This is a genomic window from Streptococcus sp. 11273D007BT, from assembly GCF_053547195.1.
In genome coordinates, this window is record NZ_JBPWPE010000001.1 from 972573 (window position 1) to 989385 (window position 16813).

The window sequence follows — 16813 nt, forward strand, 5'->3', positions numbered from 1 at the left end:
TCCTTTATTCCCTACTATTTTATCAAAAAAATTCAAAAATTTCAGTGTAAAAATAAGAAAGTTGACAATATTATCTGTTCAAAGTGGCAGAGAAACGGGCAACTTTACTTTTAGCATATTTGAATTTAATCTGTTGTTCTTGTAAAAAGTTTTCAAAATCTTCCTTACCTTTATCAGGATCACTCACTTCTAGCTCTAATTCAAAATCAACCTGATCGGCGTAGTGGTTTTTATCCAGAGCCATTAATCCGATTGGCGTTTGTTCTTCATAGCGTTTAGTCGTCAAATGCCCAAGAAGACCAAGGTCACTAAGTGTTATAGGATAGGTTTGGATGAGCTTAGTGATGTCGTTTATAGGGAAGGTTTCGGAAGTAATAATGTGATGGGCTTCCTCCAAGGATAAAGGGAGATTATGTTCGATATTTCCAACTTTTTGTGGAATTTTTAGTGTTAATTCTGCCTCGGTTTTGAAAGTCCTAATACGAAGAGATAATTTATTTTTCTTCATGTCAAAGTTAGGAGTATCAAAATAATAATTGGTTTGAGTAACTGGTTCAGTCGTAAACAATTTGAGAAGGTTCTGATATTCTATTGGATGGAGCAAGGTTTTGTATTCAATTTCAAGCTGCTTCATTATTCTTTTCTCCCTTTAAAAGTATGCTATAATAGATTTAGAATAATTCTATAAAATTTTAAGAGTTTTTACAAGATGGGAGTATTTGCTTAGTGGCAATAAATTGGGAAGAATTCCTAGATCCATATATTCAGGCTGTAGGAGAATTAAAAATTAAACTTCGAGGTATGCGCAAGCAATTTCGTAAACAAAAGCGGCACTCACCAATTGAATTTGTCACTGGTCGTGTCAAACCAGTTGAAAGTATCCTAGAAAAAATGGTTCTAAGAGGAATTAAAGAAGATCACCTTGCTCAAGATATGCAAGATATTGCTGGTCTTCGTGTCATGGTTCAATTTGTTGATGATGTGGATGAAGTTTTGGAACTTATTAGACGCAGAAGAGATATGAAGGTTGTTCAAGAGCGTGATTATATTAATAATATGAAATCAAGTGGCTATCGTTCTTATCATGTTATTGTTGAATATCCAGTTGAAACAATCAATGGTTATAAAACTGTTTTGGCAGAAATTCAAATTCGCACTTTGGCAATGAATTTTTGGGCTACTATTGAACATTCGCTCAACTATAAGTATAAGGGAGAGTTTCCCGCGGATATTCGCGAACGATTAGAGATTACCTCAAAAATAGCTTATCAACTTGATATGGAAATGCGAAAAATACGTGAAGACATTCAAGAAGCGCAGCTTTTATTTGATCCAGAAAATAGAAAATTAAGTGATGGTGTGGGAAATAGTGATGACACAGATGAGTATTACAGGTAAGAAAAAAGTAGCCATTATTGCTAATGGAAAATTTCAAAGTAAAAGGGTAGCCTCAAAACTCTTTTCGGTCTTAAGAGATGATCCAGCTTTTTATTTGACAAAAAAAAATCCTGATATTGTGATTTCAATAGGTGGCGATGGGATGCTTTTATCAGCTTTTCATATGTATGAATCGATTTTAGATAAAGTACGTTTTGTGGGTGTTCATACAGGACATCTAGGCTTTTATACAGATTATCGTGATTTTGAAGTAGATGAGCTGATTGAAACATTGCGGGCTGACAAAGGGGAGAGTGTTTCCTATCCCGTTTTAAACATCCGTACCACTTTGGCTGATGGACGAGTCCTTACGGCAAGAGCACTTAATGAGGCAACGATTAAGAGTATTGAAAAAACAATGGTGGCTGATGTTATCATCAATCATGTTCAATTTGAGTGTTTTAGAGGAGATGGTTTATCCGTATCAACTCCAACAGGTAGTACTGCCTATAATAAGTCTTTAGGCGGAGCTATTTTACATCCGACGATAGAAGCTTTACAATTGACAGAGATTTCTAGTCTAAACAATCGCGTCTATCGCACGATTGGCTCATCTCTTATTGTTCCTAAAAAAGATAAGATTGAAATTATCCCAAAACGTTTGGGAAGTTATACGATGTCCGTGGATAATAAGACTTTCACACATAAAAATGTCGCTAAGGTTTCTTATCAAATTGATCCTAAAAAAATAAAATTTGTTGCAACGCCTAGACATACTAGTTTTTGGAATCGGGTTCGTGAGGCTTTCATCGGAGAAATTGGACATGAGATTTGAGTTTATTGCAGATAGGCCTTCTAAAGTCAAGGTATTTTTAAAAAGTCACGAAATTTCAAAAGGTCTCCTATCTAAAATCAAATTTAAAGGAGGAGGCATTTGGGTTAATGGTGTTGAACGTAATGCAATCCATATGCTAGAAATTGGGGACAAGGTTGAAGTTGAAATTCCCAATGAGACACCGCATGAAACATTAACACCTGTTTTGTTTGACTTAGATATTCTTTATGAGGATGATCATTTTTTGGTTTTAAACAAGCCTTATGGTTATGCGAGTATTCCTAGTATGAATCATACCAGCACAATTGCAAATTTCATCAAGGGGTATTATGTGAAAAATCAATATCCAAATCAGCGTGTTCATATTGTCACACGTTTGGACAGAGATACAAGTGGTGTGATGTTATTTGCAAAACATGGTTATGCCCATGCGAGATTGGACAAGCAACTTCAACGAAAAACGATTGAAAAGCGTTACTATGCTCTAGTGCATGGTAAGGGGAAATTAGAGCAAAAAGGGGAGATTATAGCACCTATTGCGCGTGATGAAGATAGTATTATTACACGTCGTGTCCATCAATCAGGAAAATATGCTCACACTAGTTATGAGATAGTAGAGCAATTTGGCGATATCTATTTGGTGGATATTCGTTTACACACGGGGAGAACCCATCAAATCAGAGTGCATTTTGCGCATATAGGTTTTCCTTTGTTAGGTGATGACTTATATGGGGGATCTCTTGATTATGGTATTGAGAGACAAGCACTTCATTGCCATCGCTTAGTTTTTACAAATCCTTATTTAGGTGAAGAGTTGGTGATAGAAAGTCCTCTCCCTGATGATTTTGAACGTGTAAGACAAACTCTTAAGCCTAACATATAATAGTCTAGCCTATTGAGGCTGGGCTATTTCATTTTTTGTAAAATTTAAAACGGTTCAGAAGCTTTTTTGTGACAGACATGATATAATTTAATGCGAGTTTACAGAACTTTAGAACTTGACATTTTTTGTTGAAAGCGTTATCATGTAAATGCATATTATTTAGAGAGAGGGTTCATAATGCGGTCTTTATTTGACATCTTAAAAGAAAAAGTTTCAGGAAAAAATATAAAACTTGTTTTTCCCGAAGGGACTGACCCACGTGTTTTAACAGCAGCTGGACGATTAAAAATTGAGCGCTTAGCTGATCCCATTATTTTAGGGCGAACAGAGCAAGTCAAGCAACAATTAGCAGCAGTAGGATTTAATGGTGATGTGTTTACGATTATTGATCCAGCCACCTATGAGCAGATGGATGACATGCTAAAAGTTTTCCTTGAAATTCGTAAAGGAAAAACAACAGAATTAGAAGCGAAGAAAACATTACGAGATGTTAATTATTTTGGAGTCATGCTTGTTCAGATGGGGCTAGCTGATGGTATGGTTTCTGGTGCCATTCATTCAACAGCTGATACGGTTCGTCCAGCTTTACAAATTATTAAAACCAAGCCAGGGGTTTCTCGGACATCAGGTATTTTTATCATGAACCGTGAGAGCACGAGTGAAAAATTATTATTTGGAGATTGTGCGATTAATATCAACCCTAGCGCTCAGGAGTTGGCGGAAATTGCGGTCAACACTGCTGAGACGGCAAAAATATTTGACATTGACCCTAATGTTGCGATGCTTAGTTTCTCTTCCAAAGGCTCAGGGAAATCTCCAGATGTTGATAAAGTAGTTGAAGCTACCCGTCTAGCTAAAGAGTTGAACCCTAATCTTCGAATTGATGGCGAATTGCAATTTGATGCTGCTTATGTTCCTGCTGCTGCAAAAATTAAGGCGCCAGGAAGCAAGGTTGCAGGTTATGCTAATGTTTTTATTTTCCCAGATTTGCAGTCAGGGAACATTGGTTATAAAATCGCTGAGCGTTTAGGAATGTTTGAAGCAATTGGACCGATTCTTCAAGGACTAAATAAACCTGTTAATGATTTATCACGTGGATCAAATGACGAGGATATTTACAAGTTGGCTATTATTACGGCAGCTCAAGCTTTAGATTCAAAAACAAATGATTAAGTAAAAAGAATAAAAAGATGCGGTTCAGAATGAACAGCATCTTTTTATTTAGTTTATTTTGGAAGCGGTTAGAATTCATCGTCTTCTAAGATACTAATTGAGGCACTTGAGGTGGCATCTGAATTACCAACAACACTTTGAAATGTTTCCGTCAGATACCAATCCAAATAGGGCATAAAGTCTAAATTTAAACGACTAATTGAGGTGTCAGTGACATGATAGGTTTCAACAATATATTGTTTGTCATCAAAACCAGGACTATGAAAAAAATGAAGCTGTCCTTTGGATAAAGAAGCTAGTAACTTAGGTGAAAGTCTGTCCTCTTTTGTAAAAAAAGAAGAGTAGCTATCAGCTTTAGTATCAGATTGTTTTATTACTTTTCCATCTTTAGAGAAGGTGGTAATATCAAAAGGAAGCTCTATTTTTTTATTTAAGCTGAGGAAAAATTGCATAAGTCCTTGTGACAAAATGTGATAATCCCCTCCAGGTGGAAAGCCGTCTTTCTCGATTTTCCACTTTTTAAAATGAAGAACAAATTGATAAGGGAGTACGTTGCCCTCTCCCAAGCAGATGACCATTGTTTTATCAATTGGAAATTCTGTTATTAAAGGAGTTTTAGAATGCGTTAGAATGAGATATCCGTCAAAATCTTGATTATGGCATTGTTGATCAGTAGTAAAATCAAAGAGAAAGGAAAAGTTTTTTTCAATAAATGCTTGAAGAGCGTGTAATTGGTTTTCAACTATAAAAATTTTCATACTGAAATGATAGCTTTTTTAGAAAGAAAAATCAAAAAAGCTGTCTAGTAGTCTCTATGAAAAATTGATTTTATTTGAGTAGTTTTAACTCTAAAGCTTAGTTTTGTCCAAGAAACTCCCCTTGATAACAGTAGGGTAAGATTTGAAGAAAAATTAGTCCAATGATTAAAAAATAAAATTGATATAATTTTCACAAAAACTTGACAATATTTTTGAAAGTATTATAATAAAAATGTAAACGATTACAAAACAAAAAACACATGTGCTTTTCAAATCGTATTGGAGGAATCATTATGAAAGCAGTTGTTGTTAATCAAGAAGCAAATGGTGTAGAAGTAGTAGATCATGCCTTACCACAGGTTGGAGAAGGACAAGCCTTAGTAAAAGTAGAATATTGTGGTGTCTGTCATACTGACTTGCATGTAGCAAATGGTGATTTTGGAAAAGTTCCAGGTAGAATTTTAGGCCACGAAGGTATTGGTGTTGTGACAGAAATTGCTGATGATGTCACTTCTTTGAAAGTGGGAGATCGGGTCTCAATCGCCTGGTTCTTTGAAGGATGTGGCTACTGTGAGTACTGTACTACTGGTCGTGAAACTCTCTGTCGAAGTGTTAAAAATGCAGGATATAGTGTTGATGGAGGAATGTCTGAGTATGTAGTGGTGACAGCGGATTATGCTGTAAAAGTTCCAGAAGGCTTGGATCCAGCTCAAGCTAGTTCCATCACTTGTGCAGGTGTGACTACCTATAAAGCCATCAAAGAAGGTGGCGCGGCTCCGGGGCAATGGATTGCTGTATTTGGAGTCGGAGGCCTAGGAAATCTTGCTGTTCAATATGCTAAGAAAGTATTTAATGCTCATGTTGTGGCTATTGATGTTAATGATGATAAGCTGGAACTAGCTAAAGAAGTTGGTGCAGATATCATTATTAACGCTAATAAGGTTGACGATGTTGCGGCCTTAATACAGGAAAAAACTGGAGGATGCCATTCAGCTTGTGTGACAGCTGTTTCAAAGGTTGCTTTCAATCAGGCAGTTGATAGTGTTCGAGCAGGTGGAAAAGTAGTAGCAGTTGGCTTACCGTCTGAATACATGGAGCTTAGCATTGTTAAAACAGTTCTTGATGGTATTCAGGTTATTGGATCACTTGTTGGTACCAGAAAAGATTTGGAAGAGGCTTTCCAATTTGGTGCAGAGGGTCTGGTTGTGCCAGTTGTGCAAAAACGTCCAGTTGATGATGCACCAGCTGTATTTTCTGAAATGGCAGCTGGAACTATTCAAGGGCGCATGGTTTTAGATTTTACAGGGGAAACAGTCTGAAAGAGATTTTTTGAAAATAGTAAATGAATTGACTATTACTTTGGAGGTTAGATAGAAATCTAGCCTCTTTTTAAAACAATGTTCGTTATTAACGAACATTGTTTTAAAAAGAGAATAAAAATTTTGATTTTTTAGAAAATTTTAGATAATATAGGTTAACGGAAGGGCAGTGGTGAGACTGCCTAGCGATGCGGTTACGCATAGGAAGGTCATTTTTTACTCAAGGAGACAAACTATGCTTAATGAATTTCGAGTTTTTGACTATGAAGATGTCCAACTTATTCCAAATAAGTGTATTATTAACAGCCGTTCGGAGGCAGATACAAGTGTGACATTAGGGAATCATAGTTTTAGATTACCCGTAGTTCCAGCAAATATGCAAACTATTTTAGATGAAGATGTAGCTGAGTTACTTGCGAAAGATGGTTATTTTTATATTATGCACCGTTTTGATGAAGAAGGTCGTATTCCTTTCATTAAACGTATGCACGATCAAAACTTGATAGCTTCCATCTCTGTAGGTGTCAAGGAGTATGAATACGAATTTGTATCAAGTTTAAAAGCAGATGCTCCGGAATACATTACAATAGACATTGCTCATGGTCATGCTGACAGTGTCATTAAAATGATCAAACATATCAAAAAGGAATTACCAGATACTTTTGTTATTGCAGGGAATGTAGGGACTCCAGAAGCTGTCCGTGAACTTGAAAAAGCGGGTGCAGATGCGACCAAAGTAGGGATAGGACCTGGAAAGGTTTGTATCACTAAAGTTAAGACTGGTTTTGGAACAGGTGGTTGGCAGTTAGCTGCTCTACGCTGGTGTGCAAAAGCAGCAACAAAACCAATCATTGCTGACGGAGGTATTCGTACGCATGGAGATATTGCTAAATCTATTCGATTTGGTGCTAATATGGTCATGATTGGGTCTCTATTTGCTGGGCATATTGAAAGCCCAGGTAAAACTGTAGAAGTTGATGGGGAATATTTTAAAGAATATTATGGTTCAGCTTCTGAGTATCAAAAAGGGGAACATAAGAATGTTGAGGGGAAAAAAATCTTACTCCCAACAAAAGGACATTTAGCAGATACCCTAATTGAAATGGAACAAGATTTACAAAGTTCAATTTCTTATGCAGGCGGACAAGATTTATCTAGCCTTAAGCATGTTGATTATGTTGTTGTGAAAAACTCCATTTGGAATGGTGATTCCATCTGATAGGAATTGCTCCAAAAAGACACTAGGAAAGTTTAAGTTTTCTAAGTGTCTTTTTTGTATGATGAAGTTTTTTAGTAGAAGGCCTTCTTTATGGTAAGTTTTAGCTCAAATAGAATTTTTTGAAACTTTACTTTTTGCTTTACTTATGTCATAATTTTACTAAATCAAATTGCTTATCAGAAAGAGGTATCCTATGAAGTTATTAGAAGAGCGTATTTTAAAAGACGGTCAAGTATTGGGAGAAAACATCCTGAAAGTTGACTCTTTTTTAACTCACCAAGTAGATTATCAGTTGATGAAAGAAATTGGAAAAGCATTTGCTGATCATTTTAAAAATGCGGGGATCACAAAAGTTGTCACAATTGAAGCATCTGGTATTGCTCCAGCTATCTATGTTGCTGAAAGTTTAGGATTACCGATGGTTTTTGCTAAAAAAGCAAAGAATATAACGATGACAGAAGGTATTTTAACAGCAGAAGTTTATTCATTTACCAAACAAGTTACTAGTCAAGTTTCTATTGCCAGTAAGTTTATTTCTCAAGATGATAAAGTATTAATTATCGATGATTTTTTAGCGAATGGACAAGCCGCAAAAGGATTGATTGAGATTATTACGCAGGTAGGTGCCGAGGTTGCGGCAGTTGGGATTGTAGTTGAAAAATCATTCCAAGATGGTAGAGAGCTTCTGGAAAAAGAAGGTGTTAATGTCGTTTCGCTCGCTCGCTTGGCTGCTTTTGAAAATGGTCAAGTTGTGTTTACTCAAGCTGATATTTAAAAAAGTATTTGGACGATAAAACCTCACCCTAACAGCTAGGTATAAAGAATCTAGCTGTTAGGGTGAGGTTAATTTTTTAACACTTTTTATTTAAATTGTTCCGCAACTTTAACAAATTTGGCAAATTTACCTAAACCTTGTCCTAAGAATGCGACAGTTGGGCCATCTTTTAAGTCACCTTGTGGATTGAATGCTTCTTTTACATTACCAAGTAAGAACTCATGGCCAGGCATAACTAAGGCTTCTAAACCAGGAGCATCGAGAATTTGGCGTAAGTGTAATTGCGCTCGAGCAGCTCCTTGATCGAAATAAGAGGCCCCCAGTACCATAACAGGTTTATTCTTGAAAGGATGTTGCTCAAATGAAAGCCACTCTAGGGCATTTTTTAAGCAAGATGGTAGGGTGCGATTATGTTCAGGAGTTGTGATGATGACACCATCAGCCGCTGCAATTTTTTCACGTAGGTCATTAACAGCAGGGTCATCAATAAAACTGGCATCGCTTTGATTAAAAAGTGGAACATCTTTAATTTCTAATACTTCTAATTCAAAAAGGTAGTCGAAGTGTTTTTTTATATATTGAAGTAGGATACGATTATATGAGAAGTCAGAATTTGACCCTACAATACCAACGATTTTCATGTTTTTACTTCCTCTTAATTTTTCTATTGATCTAACTTACCAGTTATAAGTTTCAGTTTCACCGAGATGATATAGTTTTGCTGCAGGTAGTTGTTTGATAACCTCGATGTAATCTAGGAAATTATCAAAAATAATTTCTAATTGTTCAATGCGTTTAGGATCTAAAAGATAGCCACTGCTATTAAATGCTTCTTGTGCGTATGGGAGTAAAAACTCAGAACTTGGCATAACACAGGCACGTAGTTGAGGTGCATCAAGGATTTGGCGAAGTTGTGCTTGCGCACGTGATGAGCCAAGAGGTCCATAAGATGCCCCCGTGATGAGTACGGGTTTGTAGCGAAGAGGACGCTTACCAAGCGAAAGCCATTCCAGTGCACTTTGGAGAACAGCAGGTACAGCGTGATTATACTCGGGTGTTCCAATGATAAGAGCATCTGCATCTAAAATTTTATCAGCAAAAACTTCTACTATCTCAGGGACATTGCCACCAGCAGGTTTATTAAATGCAGGGAGATTTTTAATTTCCAGAAGTTCAATATCGGCTTTTTCAGTGAAATAACGTTGAATAAATTCTAGTAATGTACGATTGGTAGACTGATCGGAGTTAGTTCCAACAAGGGCGATAATTTTAGGCATATTAACCTCTTTCTTTAGTGTGGTATAAATAAGGGAGGATGGACGGCGAAGCCGTTATTTTTTTGTTTTTGGTGATACAGATAAAGGCCAAGTCTTTATTAGATTTGATGTGCCTGTAAAGTTCGGAAGGCGCCTGACCAAACCAGCGAGAAGATAGAAGTTCGGCTTCCAGAGCACTTGGTGCAATGATAGTCAAACTGGTCATATCTGTTTTGATGGGATAACCTGTCATAGGGTCTAAAATATGGTGATAGGTTGCATTTTGGTGTGAGAAATAACGTTCATAGATGCCACTAGTTACAATAGCTTTATTTCTTATACCAAGTAACAAGACTTCTTTTTTTAATTTTGATGAGGGGTCTTGGATGCCGATTTGCCAATTACCATCTTGTCTTTTAGGATTAGGACCATAAGTGAGGATATTTCCTCCTAGATCAATCAAAGCAGCTGATACAGCTTGTTTTTTTAAAAAATCAAGGAGTAAATCAGCAATATAACCTTTTGCTAGAGCTCCTAAATCAATTTCCATTCCTTTTTGACGTAAAAAAACCTTTTTATCTTGTTTTGAAAGGATAATATCTTTGGGATCTGTTAGCTTCAATTTTTCACGAATGACAGCAGTTTCTGGAAGTTTAGCGTTTCTAAACCCAATTTTCCACTCTTTTACCAAAGGACCTATGGCAATATTTAGGCGGGAACCAGCTATCAAGCTATTTTTTTTCCCCAACTCTATCAGATGAAAAAGATCTTTGTGAACAGAGCGAGAGTGAGAACCTGCTGCATGATTCACTTGCATCAATTCAGAATTTGGATCATTAGCGCTAAATCTCTTTTCCAAATAAGCTAATAGTTCAAAGGCTTCTTCTAAAATGGGGAGTGGATTAGAAGAAAAGATAGTGATGCTCACAAGAGTTCCCATCATCTTTTGTGATTTTTGGTGAAACATACTTCCAACCTTTCTGATGAACTATTTATATGATAGCGTTTTCTATGGTTAAAATCAAGCTATATCGCTAAAGATCATAGTACAAAAAAGCTAGAATTGATATTCTAGCCTTTTTGATGTATAAGTTTGGAATAAGGCTTATTTTTTCTTCATTTCACCTTGTGGGTAATAAGTTCCTTCAGGCATATCGTTGATAAAGACGTGAATAGCTTCTTTAGGAGCTTTAGCGATACGTGAAACCACCTCGGTAACTTCGCGTGCAAGTTCAATTTTTTGTTCCTCTGTGCGACCTTCAAAAAGATCAATTTTAATAAATGGCATAAACTATCTCCTTAGAAAAGTATAGCTTTATTTTAACATAAATGAAACAAAAAGCATAGAAAAATTCCTCATCTTAGCTAGTGCTTATTCTATTATTTTGTGATAAAATGGATAGGATATTAGTAGAAGGTGGCGGGAAATTGGCTCAATTATATTATAAGTACGGGACCATGAATTCTGGAAAAACTATCGAAATCTTAAAGGTTGCACACAACTATGAGGAGCAAGGGAAACCTGTTGTGATTATGACTAGTGCCTTGGATACACGAGATGGTTTTGGAATTGTCTCTAGTCGTATTGGGATGCGTCGAGAAGCTGTTGCAATAGAGGAAGATACAGACATTTTTGGTTTTGTGCAATCCATCACTCCGAAACCCTATTGTGTTTTAGTTGATGAATCTCAATTTTTAAGACGCCATCATGTTTATGATTTGGCTAGAGTTGTTGATGAGCTGGATATTCCGGTTATGGCTTTTGGTTTAAAAAATGATTTCAGAAATGAATTATTCGAAGGTTCAAAACAATTGTTGCTATTAGCTGATAAAATTGATGAAATTAAGACGATTTGCCAATATTGTTCTAAAAAAGCAACTATGGTTTTAAGAGTTGAAAACGGTCAACCAGTTTATGAAGGTCATCAAATTAAAATCGGGGGGCACGAGTCATACATATCTGTTTGTCGTAAACACTACTTTGCCCCTGAAATTTAAGAATAAAAGGAGATAAGAAATAATGAATATTTATGATCAGTTACAAGCAGTAGAAGATCGATACGAAGAGTTAGGTGAATTATTATCAGATCCTGCAGTTGTGAGTGATACCAAACGTTTTATGGAACTCTCAAAAGAAGAAGCCAACACACGTGAAACCGTGACTGTTTATCGTGAGTATAAGCAAGTGATTCAAAATATCAAAGATGCTGAAGAGATGATTAAGGATGCATCAGGTGATTCAGAGCTAGAAGAAATGGCTAAAGAAGAGCTTAAGGAGTCAAAAGCTGCCAAGGAAGAGTACGAAGAAAAACTCAAAATTTTGCTACTACCTAAAGATCCCAATGATGACAAAAATATTATCTTGGAAATTCGTGGTGCAGCAGGTGGTGATGAGGCGGCCTTATTTGCTGGTGATCTTTTGAGTATGTATCAGAAGTATGCAGAAGGTCAAGGTTGGCGTTTTGAAGTTATGGAAGCATCATACAATGGTGTTGGTGGTATCAAAGAAGTCGTTGCGATGGTTTCAGGTCAGTCAGTTTATTCAAAACTAAAATATGAGTCTGGTGCACATCGTGTGCAACGTGTTCCTGTGACAGAAAGTCAAGGTCGAGTTCATACTTCAACGGCAACTGTTCTTGTTATGCCAGAAGTAGAAGAGGTGGAATACGATATTGATCCAAAAGACCTCCGTGTTGATATCTATCATGCATCTGGTGCTGGTGGGCAAAACGTCAACAAGGTTGCCACAGCAGTCCGTATCGTTCACTTGCCAACCAATATTAAGGTTGAAATGCAAGAAGAGCGTACTCAACAGAAGAACCGTGAAAAAGCGATGAAGATTATTCGTGCACGAGTTGCTGATCACTTTGCGCAAATTGCCCAAGATGAGCAAGATGCAGAGCGAAAATCTACCGTTGGTACAGGGGATCGTTCAGAGCGTATCCGTACTTATAATTTCCCACAAAATAGGGTGACAGACCACCGTATTGGTTTGACACTTCAAAAACTTGACACTATCTTATCTGGAAAGTTAGATGAAGTCGTTGATGCTTTGGTTTTATATGATCAAACACAGAAGTTAGAAGAGTTGAATAAATAAATGGTAACGTATGGACAAGTTATTGGCCAGTTGGAGAGCAAATTAGAAAGTGTAGGTGAGGAAAAAGAGGCCCTCACCTATGTTTTTCAAGCTTTAAAAAAATGGTCCAAAACACATCTTATTTTAAGTCTGAATCAAGAGATATCTGTAGAAGATCAGCACTTACTTCAGCAAATTGCTAGAGATTTATTACAGCATTATCCTCCTCAATATATCATAGGGAGTACTTATTTTTGTGAGTTGTTATTAAAGGTTGACGAACGTGTTTTAATTCCAAGACCAGAGACAGAGGAGTTAGTTCATCTAATCTTGAATGAGAATCCCCATCAAACCTTAAAAGTTTTAGATATTGGAACAGGGAGTGGTGCCATTGCGCTTGCACTAAAGAAGGCACGACCTAATTGGGAGGTCTATGCAGCCGATATTTCAAATGAAGCTTTGGATTTAGCTCGTGAAAACGCAGAGCTAAATCAATTAGAGATTACCTTTATGCAGTCTGATGTTTATAGTCGTATCGTGACATCGGATTTTGACATTATTGTGTCAAATCCACCCTATATATCCTATAAAGATAAGGAAGAAGTTGATCTCAATGTCCTAAGTTCTGAACCCCATCTTGCCTTATTTGCAGAGGAAAATGGTTTAGCAATATACCGTCGGATTATTTCGGGGGCTTCAGAGTTTTTGAAAGATGGAGGAAAACTTTATTTTGAAATTGGTTACCAGCAAGGAGATGATCTTACCTTTCTTGTAAGAAACTATCTGGGTTCAAAGCGTGTACGTGTTCTAAAGGATATGTTTGATCAAAATAGAATGGTTGTGGTCGATAATGGATGATTTAAAAAGAATATTAAATTCTGGAGGAGCCGTTATACTGCCAACAGAAACAGTTTATGGCATCTTTGCTAAAGCTTTAGATGAAGAAGCGGTTAACAGGGTTTACACCTTAAAGAAAAGACCGAGAGAAAAAGCATTGAATTTAAATGTTGGAAATTTTGAGAATATTTTAAAATTTTCTAAAAATCAGCCAAAATATCTTGAAAAAGTGTATAATAGGTTTATGCCAGGTCCATTGACCATTATCCTGAAAGCAAACGACAATGTTCCTTTTTGGGTTAATTCTGGACTGGATACTGTTGGATTTCGTCTTCCCAATCACGAACAAACCTTACGTTTGATCTCAGAGACTGGCCCACTTATTGGACCGTCCGCCAATATTTCAGGAAATGAAAGCGGCAAGAAGTTTTCGGACATCCAGGCACAATTTTCAGTTGATTTGCCTGGCATTGAGGATGACCAAGCTCTGACAGGTATTGATTCAACGATTTTGGACCTTTCTGGACAGAGAGCGCGGATTTTGCGTCAAGGTGCTATCAGCCGCGAAGAGATTCAGAAAGCCATTCCCGAAATAGAATTTGAGGTAGTTTCATGATTCGTCCCATTGAGAAAGGTGACTTGGCAGTCATCAGAGAAATCAATGCTCAATCTTTAGGGTATGATTGTTCATTGGAACAAACTGAGCGACAGTTTTTTAGATGTACGAGTACATGGGGGCATATCTTATTGGTCTATATAGATGACATAAGTGGTGCAGTGCAAGGCTATATACACGCACAAGTCTATGAAAGTCTCTATTCGGATACAGGCCTCAATATTCTCGGACTAGCTGTTTTGTCTAGTCATCAAGGACAAGGGATTGGAGCAAGTCTGCTGAAAGCCGTTGAGCAAATTGCACAGAAAGAGGGCTACCATTTTATTCGCCTCAATTCTGCTGGAAGTCGTCTCCAAGCCCATCTTTTCTACGAAAAGAATGGCTATCACTCCGATAAAATGCAGAAGCGTTTTATCAAGCACATTTAGCCCAATACAAAGGAGTACCGTATATGATTTTTGACAAAGTTAACTACAAAGAATTTGATAAAGAAGTTTGGGAAGCTATCCAAGCTGAAGAAAAACGTCAACAAAATAATATTGAATTGATTGCGTCTGAAAATGTTGTTTCGAAAGCTGTGATGGCAGCCCAAGGAACTTTACTCACCAACAAGTATGCTGAAGGTTATCCTGGTAAGCGTTATTACGGTGGTACGGATTGTGTCGATGTTGTGGAGACCTTAGCAATTGAGCGTGCCAAGGAAATTTTTGGTGCAAAATTCGCCAATGTTCAAGCGCATTCAGGAAGTCAAGCCAATGCAGCTGCTTACATGGCTTTGATTAAGCCAGGAGACACTGTAATGGGAATGGACTTATCAGCGGGTGGACACTTGACACACGGTGCAGCTGTGAGCTTTTCTGGACAGACTTATCGTTTTGTATCATACTCTGTTGATCCAGATACGCATTATTTGGATTATGATGCCATCTTGGAACAAGCCAAGGAAGTACAACCTAAATTGATTGTTGCAGGAGCGTCTGCTTATTCACGTACTATTGATTTTGCCAAATTCCGTGAGATTGCTGATAGCGTAGGTGCTTATTTAATGGTAGATATGGCTCACATTGCTGGGTTAGTAGCGTCTGGTCATCATCCGAGTCCTGTTCCATATGCGCATATTACCACGACAACCACTCATAAAACGCTTCGTGGACCGCGTGGTGGCCTTGTTTTAACAAATGATGAAGATTTGGCAAAAAAAATTAACTCAGCTATTTTCCCTGGTTTACAAGGTGGTCCTTTGATGCATGTGATTGCAGCTAAAGCAGTAGCTTTCAAAGAAGCTCTCGACCCAGAATTTAAAGTGTACGGAGAGAATGTGATTAAGAATGCTCAAGCTATGGCTGATGTTTTCCTAAAACATGATAAATTCCGTGTCATTTCTGGTGGTACGGATAACCACCTATTCTTAGTCGATGTGACAGGAGTAGTTGAAAATGGTAAAGTAGCTCAAAATATTTTAGACGAGGTTAATATTACCTTGAATAAAAATTCTATTCCATTTGAAACGTTATCACCATTTAAAACATCAGGAATCCGTGTAGGTTCTCCAGCTATTACTAGTCGTGGTTTAGGGGTTGAAGAGTCTAGAAAAATTGCGGAATTGATGGTGAAAGCTTTGGAGAATGCAGATGATGCAACTGTTTTAGCAGAAGTTAAAACTGAAGTTAAGACCATTACAGATGCTTTCCCCCTTTATGAGAATTTAAACTAATGGATTTTTACATAAAAAAAATCATCATTCACCAGTTTAGCCCATCTGACACAGAATTATTTTTATCTAATCAAGAATTGGTTTTAACGCCTAAAATAGATGAATACTTTCGCAAGAAATTGTCGAAAGTATTTTCTGATGAAGCCAAGCGTGGAGTGTTTGATGTAGAGAATGTTTTTTTAGAACAACTAACAGACGATTTTATCTCATCTTCGGTGGCAGTGGCAAAACTTTGGAAAGAGGAGTTTGTCATTTCGGAAGATCAAAAAACAAATGATCTTGTTTTTATTCAATTTGATAAAGAAGGACAGGAATACTTTGCTTTTCTACGTATTGCTTTACGTGAAAATTTTGTGCATCTGAGTGATAGTGTAGATCCTATCAAAATGACACAAAATAATCTTCCTTCTGCAGCCCAAACGCCTGATGAGGCTCTGGTTGTTAATCGTTTAAGTAGGCAATATTATTTGATTGAAAAACGGATTAAGCATAATGGATCTTTTGCAAATTATTTTTCAGAAAATCTTTTGCAAGTTCAACCAGAACAGTCTGTCAAAAAATCGATTAAATTAATGGAGCAAACTGCTAAAAAAATTGCAGATAATTTTAATCAAGATGATTTTGGTTTTCAATCAAAACTTAAATCAGCCATCCATAAAAACCTAGAAGAAGAGCAGGTACTATCTCCTGAAAAATTAGCTGATCAGTTGTTTGATAATAATTTGACGGCACGTTTAACTTTTGTAGATCAGTTAAAAGAAAGTATTCCAGAACCAGTTGAAATTTCTGATATTGATCATTCTCGTCAGCTTAAGAAATTTGAGAATCAAAAGTTGTCTCTATCTAATGGTATCGAATTAATCGTGCCTAATGCTGTTTATGAAGATGCAGAATCTGTTGAGTTTATTCAAAATGATGATGGAACGTATTCTATTTTGATTAAAAATATACAAGACATACAGAGTAAATAAT

The 16813-nt window shown here is 36.9% G+C and carries 19 protein-coding genes and 1 pseudogene; 14 read left to right on the plus strand and 6 right to left on the minus strand.

The genetic code is table 11. The features are described from left to right. Positions 1-70 precede the first annotated feature (70 nt). Positions 71-634, minus strand: a complete 564-nt coding sequence (locus ACEE75_RS05005) for a CYTH domain-containing protein (RefSeq protein WP_447575151.1) — start codon at positions 632-634, stop codon at positions 71-73. A gap of 98 nt (positions 635-732) precedes the next feature. Between ACEE75_RS05005 and ACEE75_RS05010 the strand changes: the two genes are divergently transcribed. The 4 genes from ACEE75_RS05010 to pta all read left to right on the plus strand — a co-directional run bounded on the left by ACEE75_RS05010 (position 733) and on the right by pta (position 4268). Beyond that, positions 733-1398 (plus strand): GTP pyrophosphokinase, encoded by a 666-nt coding sequence (locus tag ACEE75_RS05010; RefSeq protein ID WP_427894104.1) that lies wholly within the window; start codon positions 733-735, stop codon positions 1396-1398. Further along, entirely contained in the window at positions 1373-2212 is an 840-nt protein-coding gene (locus ACEE75_RS05015) for an NAD kinase (protein ID WP_427894028.1), read from the plus strand. Before ACEE75_RS05010 ends, ACEE75_RS05015 begins: the two co-directional genes overlap by 26 nt. After that, the gene (locus tag ACEE75_RS05020) at positions 2202-3095 is read left to right on the plus strand and encodes an RluA family pseudouridine synthase (protein WP_354367922.1); all 894 of its coding nucleotides are present in this window, start codon (positions 2202-2204) and stop codon (positions 3093-3095) included. Before ACEE75_RS05015 ends, ACEE75_RS05020 begins: the two co-directional genes overlap by 11 nt. Before the next feature lie 174 nt (positions 3096-3269). After that, positions 3270-4268, plus strand: coding sequence for a phosphate acetyltransferase (gene pta / locus ACEE75_RS05025; RefSeq protein ID WP_354367950.1), 999 nt, complete (start codon positions 3270-3272; stop codon positions 4266-4268). Positions 4269-4336: 68 nt separating this feature from the next. Here pta and ACEE75_RS05030 read toward each other — a convergent pair whose 3' ends face one another. Continuing rightward, positions 4337-5026 (minus strand): hypothetical protein, encoded by a 690-nt coding sequence (locus ACEE75_RS05030; RefSeq protein ID WP_447575154.1) that lies wholly within the window; start codon positions 5024-5026, stop codon positions 4337-4339. A gap of 293 nt (positions 5027-5319) precedes the next feature. Between ACEE75_RS05030 and adhP the strand changes: the two genes are divergently transcribed. The 3 genes from adhP to ACEE75_RS05045 all read left to right on the plus strand — a co-directional run bounded on the left by adhP (position 5320) and on the right by ACEE75_RS05045 (position 8339). Beyond that, positions 5320-6345 carry an alcohol dehydrogenase AdhP gene (gene adhP / locus ACEE75_RS05035; RefSeq protein WP_447575155.1) on the plus strand — a complete coding sequence of 342 codons (1026 nt, stop codon included), beginning with the start codon at positions 5320-5322 and terminating at the stop codon, positions 6343-6345. 235 nt (positions 6346-6580) lie between these two features. Beyond that, positions 6581-7564 (plus strand): GMP reductase, encoded by a 984-nt coding sequence (gene guaC, locus ACEE75_RS05040; protein ID WP_447575157.1) that lies wholly within the window; start codon positions 6581-6583, stop codon positions 7562-7564. Positions 7565-7757: 193 nt separating this feature from the next. Next, complete coding sequence (locus ACEE75_RS05045; RefSeq protein WP_447575159.1) at positions 7758-8339, plus strand: xanthine phosphoribosyltransferase; 582 nt, start codon at positions 7758-7760, stop codon at positions 8337-8339. 89 nt (positions 8340-8428) lie between these two features. Here the strand turns inward: ACEE75_RS05045 and ACEE75_RS05050 are convergent. The 4 genes and pseudogenes from ACEE75_RS05050 to ACEE75_RS05065 all read right to left on the minus strand — a co-directional run. After that, positions 8429-8980 (minus strand): annotated as a pseudogene (locus tag ACEE75_RS05050) (NADPH-dependent FMN reductase); the annotation flags it as partial. Positions 8981-9016: 36 nt separating this feature from the next. After that, positions 9017-9616 carry an NADPH-dependent FMN reductase gene (locus tag ACEE75_RS05055; protein WP_447575161.1) on the minus strand — a complete coding sequence of 200 codons (600 nt, stop codon included), beginning with the start codon at positions 9614-9616 and terminating at the stop codon, positions 9017-9019. Position 9617: 1 nt separating this feature from the next. Then, entirely contained in the window at positions 9618-10562 is a 945-nt protein-coding gene (locus ACEE75_RS05060; protein WP_447575163.1) for an FAD:protein FMN transferase, read from the minus strand. Between the two features lie 138 nt (positions 10563-10700). After that, positions 10701-10883 carry a 4-oxalocrotonate tautomerase gene (locus ACEE75_RS05065; protein WP_427894014.1) on the minus strand — a complete coding sequence of 61 codons (183 nt, stop codon included), beginning with the start codon at positions 10881-10883 and terminating at the stop codon, positions 10701-10703. Positions 10884-11023: 140 nt separating this feature from the next. On the opposite strand from ACEE75_RS05065, the gene ACEE75_RS05070 reads away from it, so the two are divergent. The 7 genes from ACEE75_RS05070 to ACEE75_RS05100 are packed head-to-tail and all read left to right on the plus strand — an operon-like array spanning position 11024 to position 16812. Further along, on the plus strand, positions 11024-11593 hold the full coding sequence (locus ACEE75_RS05070; RefSeq protein WP_447575174.1) for a thymidine kinase: 570 nt from the start codon (positions 11024-11026) through the stop codon (positions 11591-11593). 22 nt (positions 11594-11615) lie between these two features. Then, positions 11616-12695, plus strand: coding sequence for a peptide chain release factor 1 (prfA, locus tag ACEE75_RS05075; protein ID WP_427894012.1), 1080 nt, complete (start codon positions 11616-11618; stop codon positions 12693-12695). After that, a complete protein-coding gene (gene prmC, locus ACEE75_RS05080) occupies positions 12696-13532 on the plus strand; it encodes a peptide chain release factor N(5)-glutamine methyltransferase (RefSeq protein ID WP_447575164.1) in 837 nt (278 codons plus the stop codon). It abuts the gene before it with no gap. Continuing rightward, positions 13525-14127, plus strand: a complete 603-nt coding sequence (locus ACEE75_RS05085; protein ID WP_449164832.1) for an L-threonylcarbamoyladenylate synthase — start codon at positions 13525-13527, stop codon at positions 14125-14127. The genes prmC and ACEE75_RS05085 overlap by 8 nt, the downstream gene beginning before the upstream one ends. Beyond that, positions 14124-14555: a GNAT family N-acetyltransferase gene (locus ACEE75_RS05090; RefSeq protein ID WP_449164831.1), complete on the plus strand. Its 432-nt coding sequence runs from the start codon at positions 14124-14126 to the stop codon at positions 14553-14555. The genes ACEE75_RS05085 and ACEE75_RS05090 overlap by 4 nt, the downstream gene beginning before the upstream one ends. A 23-nt stretch (positions 14556-14578) precedes the next feature. Further along, positions 14579-15841 carry a serine hydroxymethyltransferase gene (gene glyA / locus ACEE75_RS05095; protein ID WP_447575377.1) on the plus strand — a complete coding sequence of 421 codons (1263 nt, stop codon included), beginning with the start codon at positions 14579-14581 and terminating at the stop codon, positions 15839-15841. Next, positions 15841-16812 carry a nucleoid-associated protein gene (locus ACEE75_RS05100; protein WP_354367900.1) on the plus strand — a complete coding sequence of 324 codons (972 nt, stop codon included), beginning with the start codon at positions 15841-15843 and terminating at the stop codon, positions 16810-16812. The genes glyA and ACEE75_RS05100 overlap by 1 nt, the downstream gene beginning before the upstream one ends. The last annotated feature ends 1 nt before the right edge of the window (position 16813 follow it).

Coding starts and splice junctions, on each gene's coding strand:
- ACEE75_RS05005 (WP_447575151.1), bottom strand. CDS start 634: ATGAAGCAGCTTGAAATTGAATACAAAACCTTGCTCCATCCAATAGAA.
- ACEE75_RS05015 (WP_427894028.1), top strand. CDS start 1,373: ATGACACAGATGAGTATTACAGGTAAGAAAAAAGTAGCCATTATTGCT.
- ACEE75_RS05020 (WP_354367922.1), top strand. CDS start 2,202: ATGAGATTTGAGTTTATTGCAGATAGGCCTTCTAAAGTCAAGGTATTT.
- ACEE75_RS05030 (WP_447575154.1), bottom strand. CDS start 5,026: ATGAAAATTTTTATAGTTGAAAACCAATTACACGCTCTTCAAGCATTT.
- adhP (WP_447575155.1), top strand. CDS start 5,320: ATGAAAGCAGTTGTTGTTAATCAAGAAGCAAATGGTGTAGAAGTAGTA.
- guaC (WP_447575157.1), top strand. CDS start 6,581: ATGCTTAATGAATTTCGAGTTTTTGACTATGAAGATGTCCAACTTATT.
- ACEE75_RS05045 (WP_447575159.1), top strand. CDS start 7,758: ATGAAGTTATTAGAAGAGCGTATTTTAAAAGACGGTCAAGTATTGGGA.
- ACEE75_RS05055 (WP_447575161.1), bottom strand. CDS start 9,616: ATGCCTAAAATTATCGCCCTTGTTGGAACTAACTCCGATCAGTCTACC.
- ACEE75_RS05060 (WP_447575163.1), bottom strand. CDS start 10,562: ATGTTTCACCAAAAATCACAAAAGATGATGGGAACTCTTGTGAGCATC.
- ACEE75_RS05065 (WP_427894014.1), bottom strand. CDS start 10,883: ATGCCATTTATTAAAATTGATCTTTTTGAAGGTCGCACAGAGGAACAA.
- prfA (WP_427894012.1), top strand. CDS start 11,616: ATGAATATTTATGATCAGTTACAAGCAGTAGAAGATCGATACGAAGAG.
- prmC (WP_447575164.1), top strand. CDS start 12,696: ATGGTAACGTATGGACAAGTTATTGGCCAGTTGGAGAGCAAATTAGAA.
- ACEE75_RS05085 (WP_449164832.1), top strand. CDS start 13,525: ATGGATGATTTAAAAAGAATATTAAATTCTGGAGGAGCCGTTATACTG.
- ACEE75_RS05090 (WP_449164831.1), top strand. CDS start 14,124: ATGATTCGTCCCATTGAGAAAGGTGACTTGGCAGTCATCAGAGAAATC.
- glyA (WP_447575377.1), top strand. CDS start 14,579: ATGATTTTTGACAAAGTTAACTACAAAGAATTTGATAAAGAAGTTTGG.
- ACEE75_RS05100 (WP_354367900.1), top strand. CDS start 15,841: ATGGATTTTTACATAAAAAAAATCATCATTCACCAGTTTAGCCCATCT.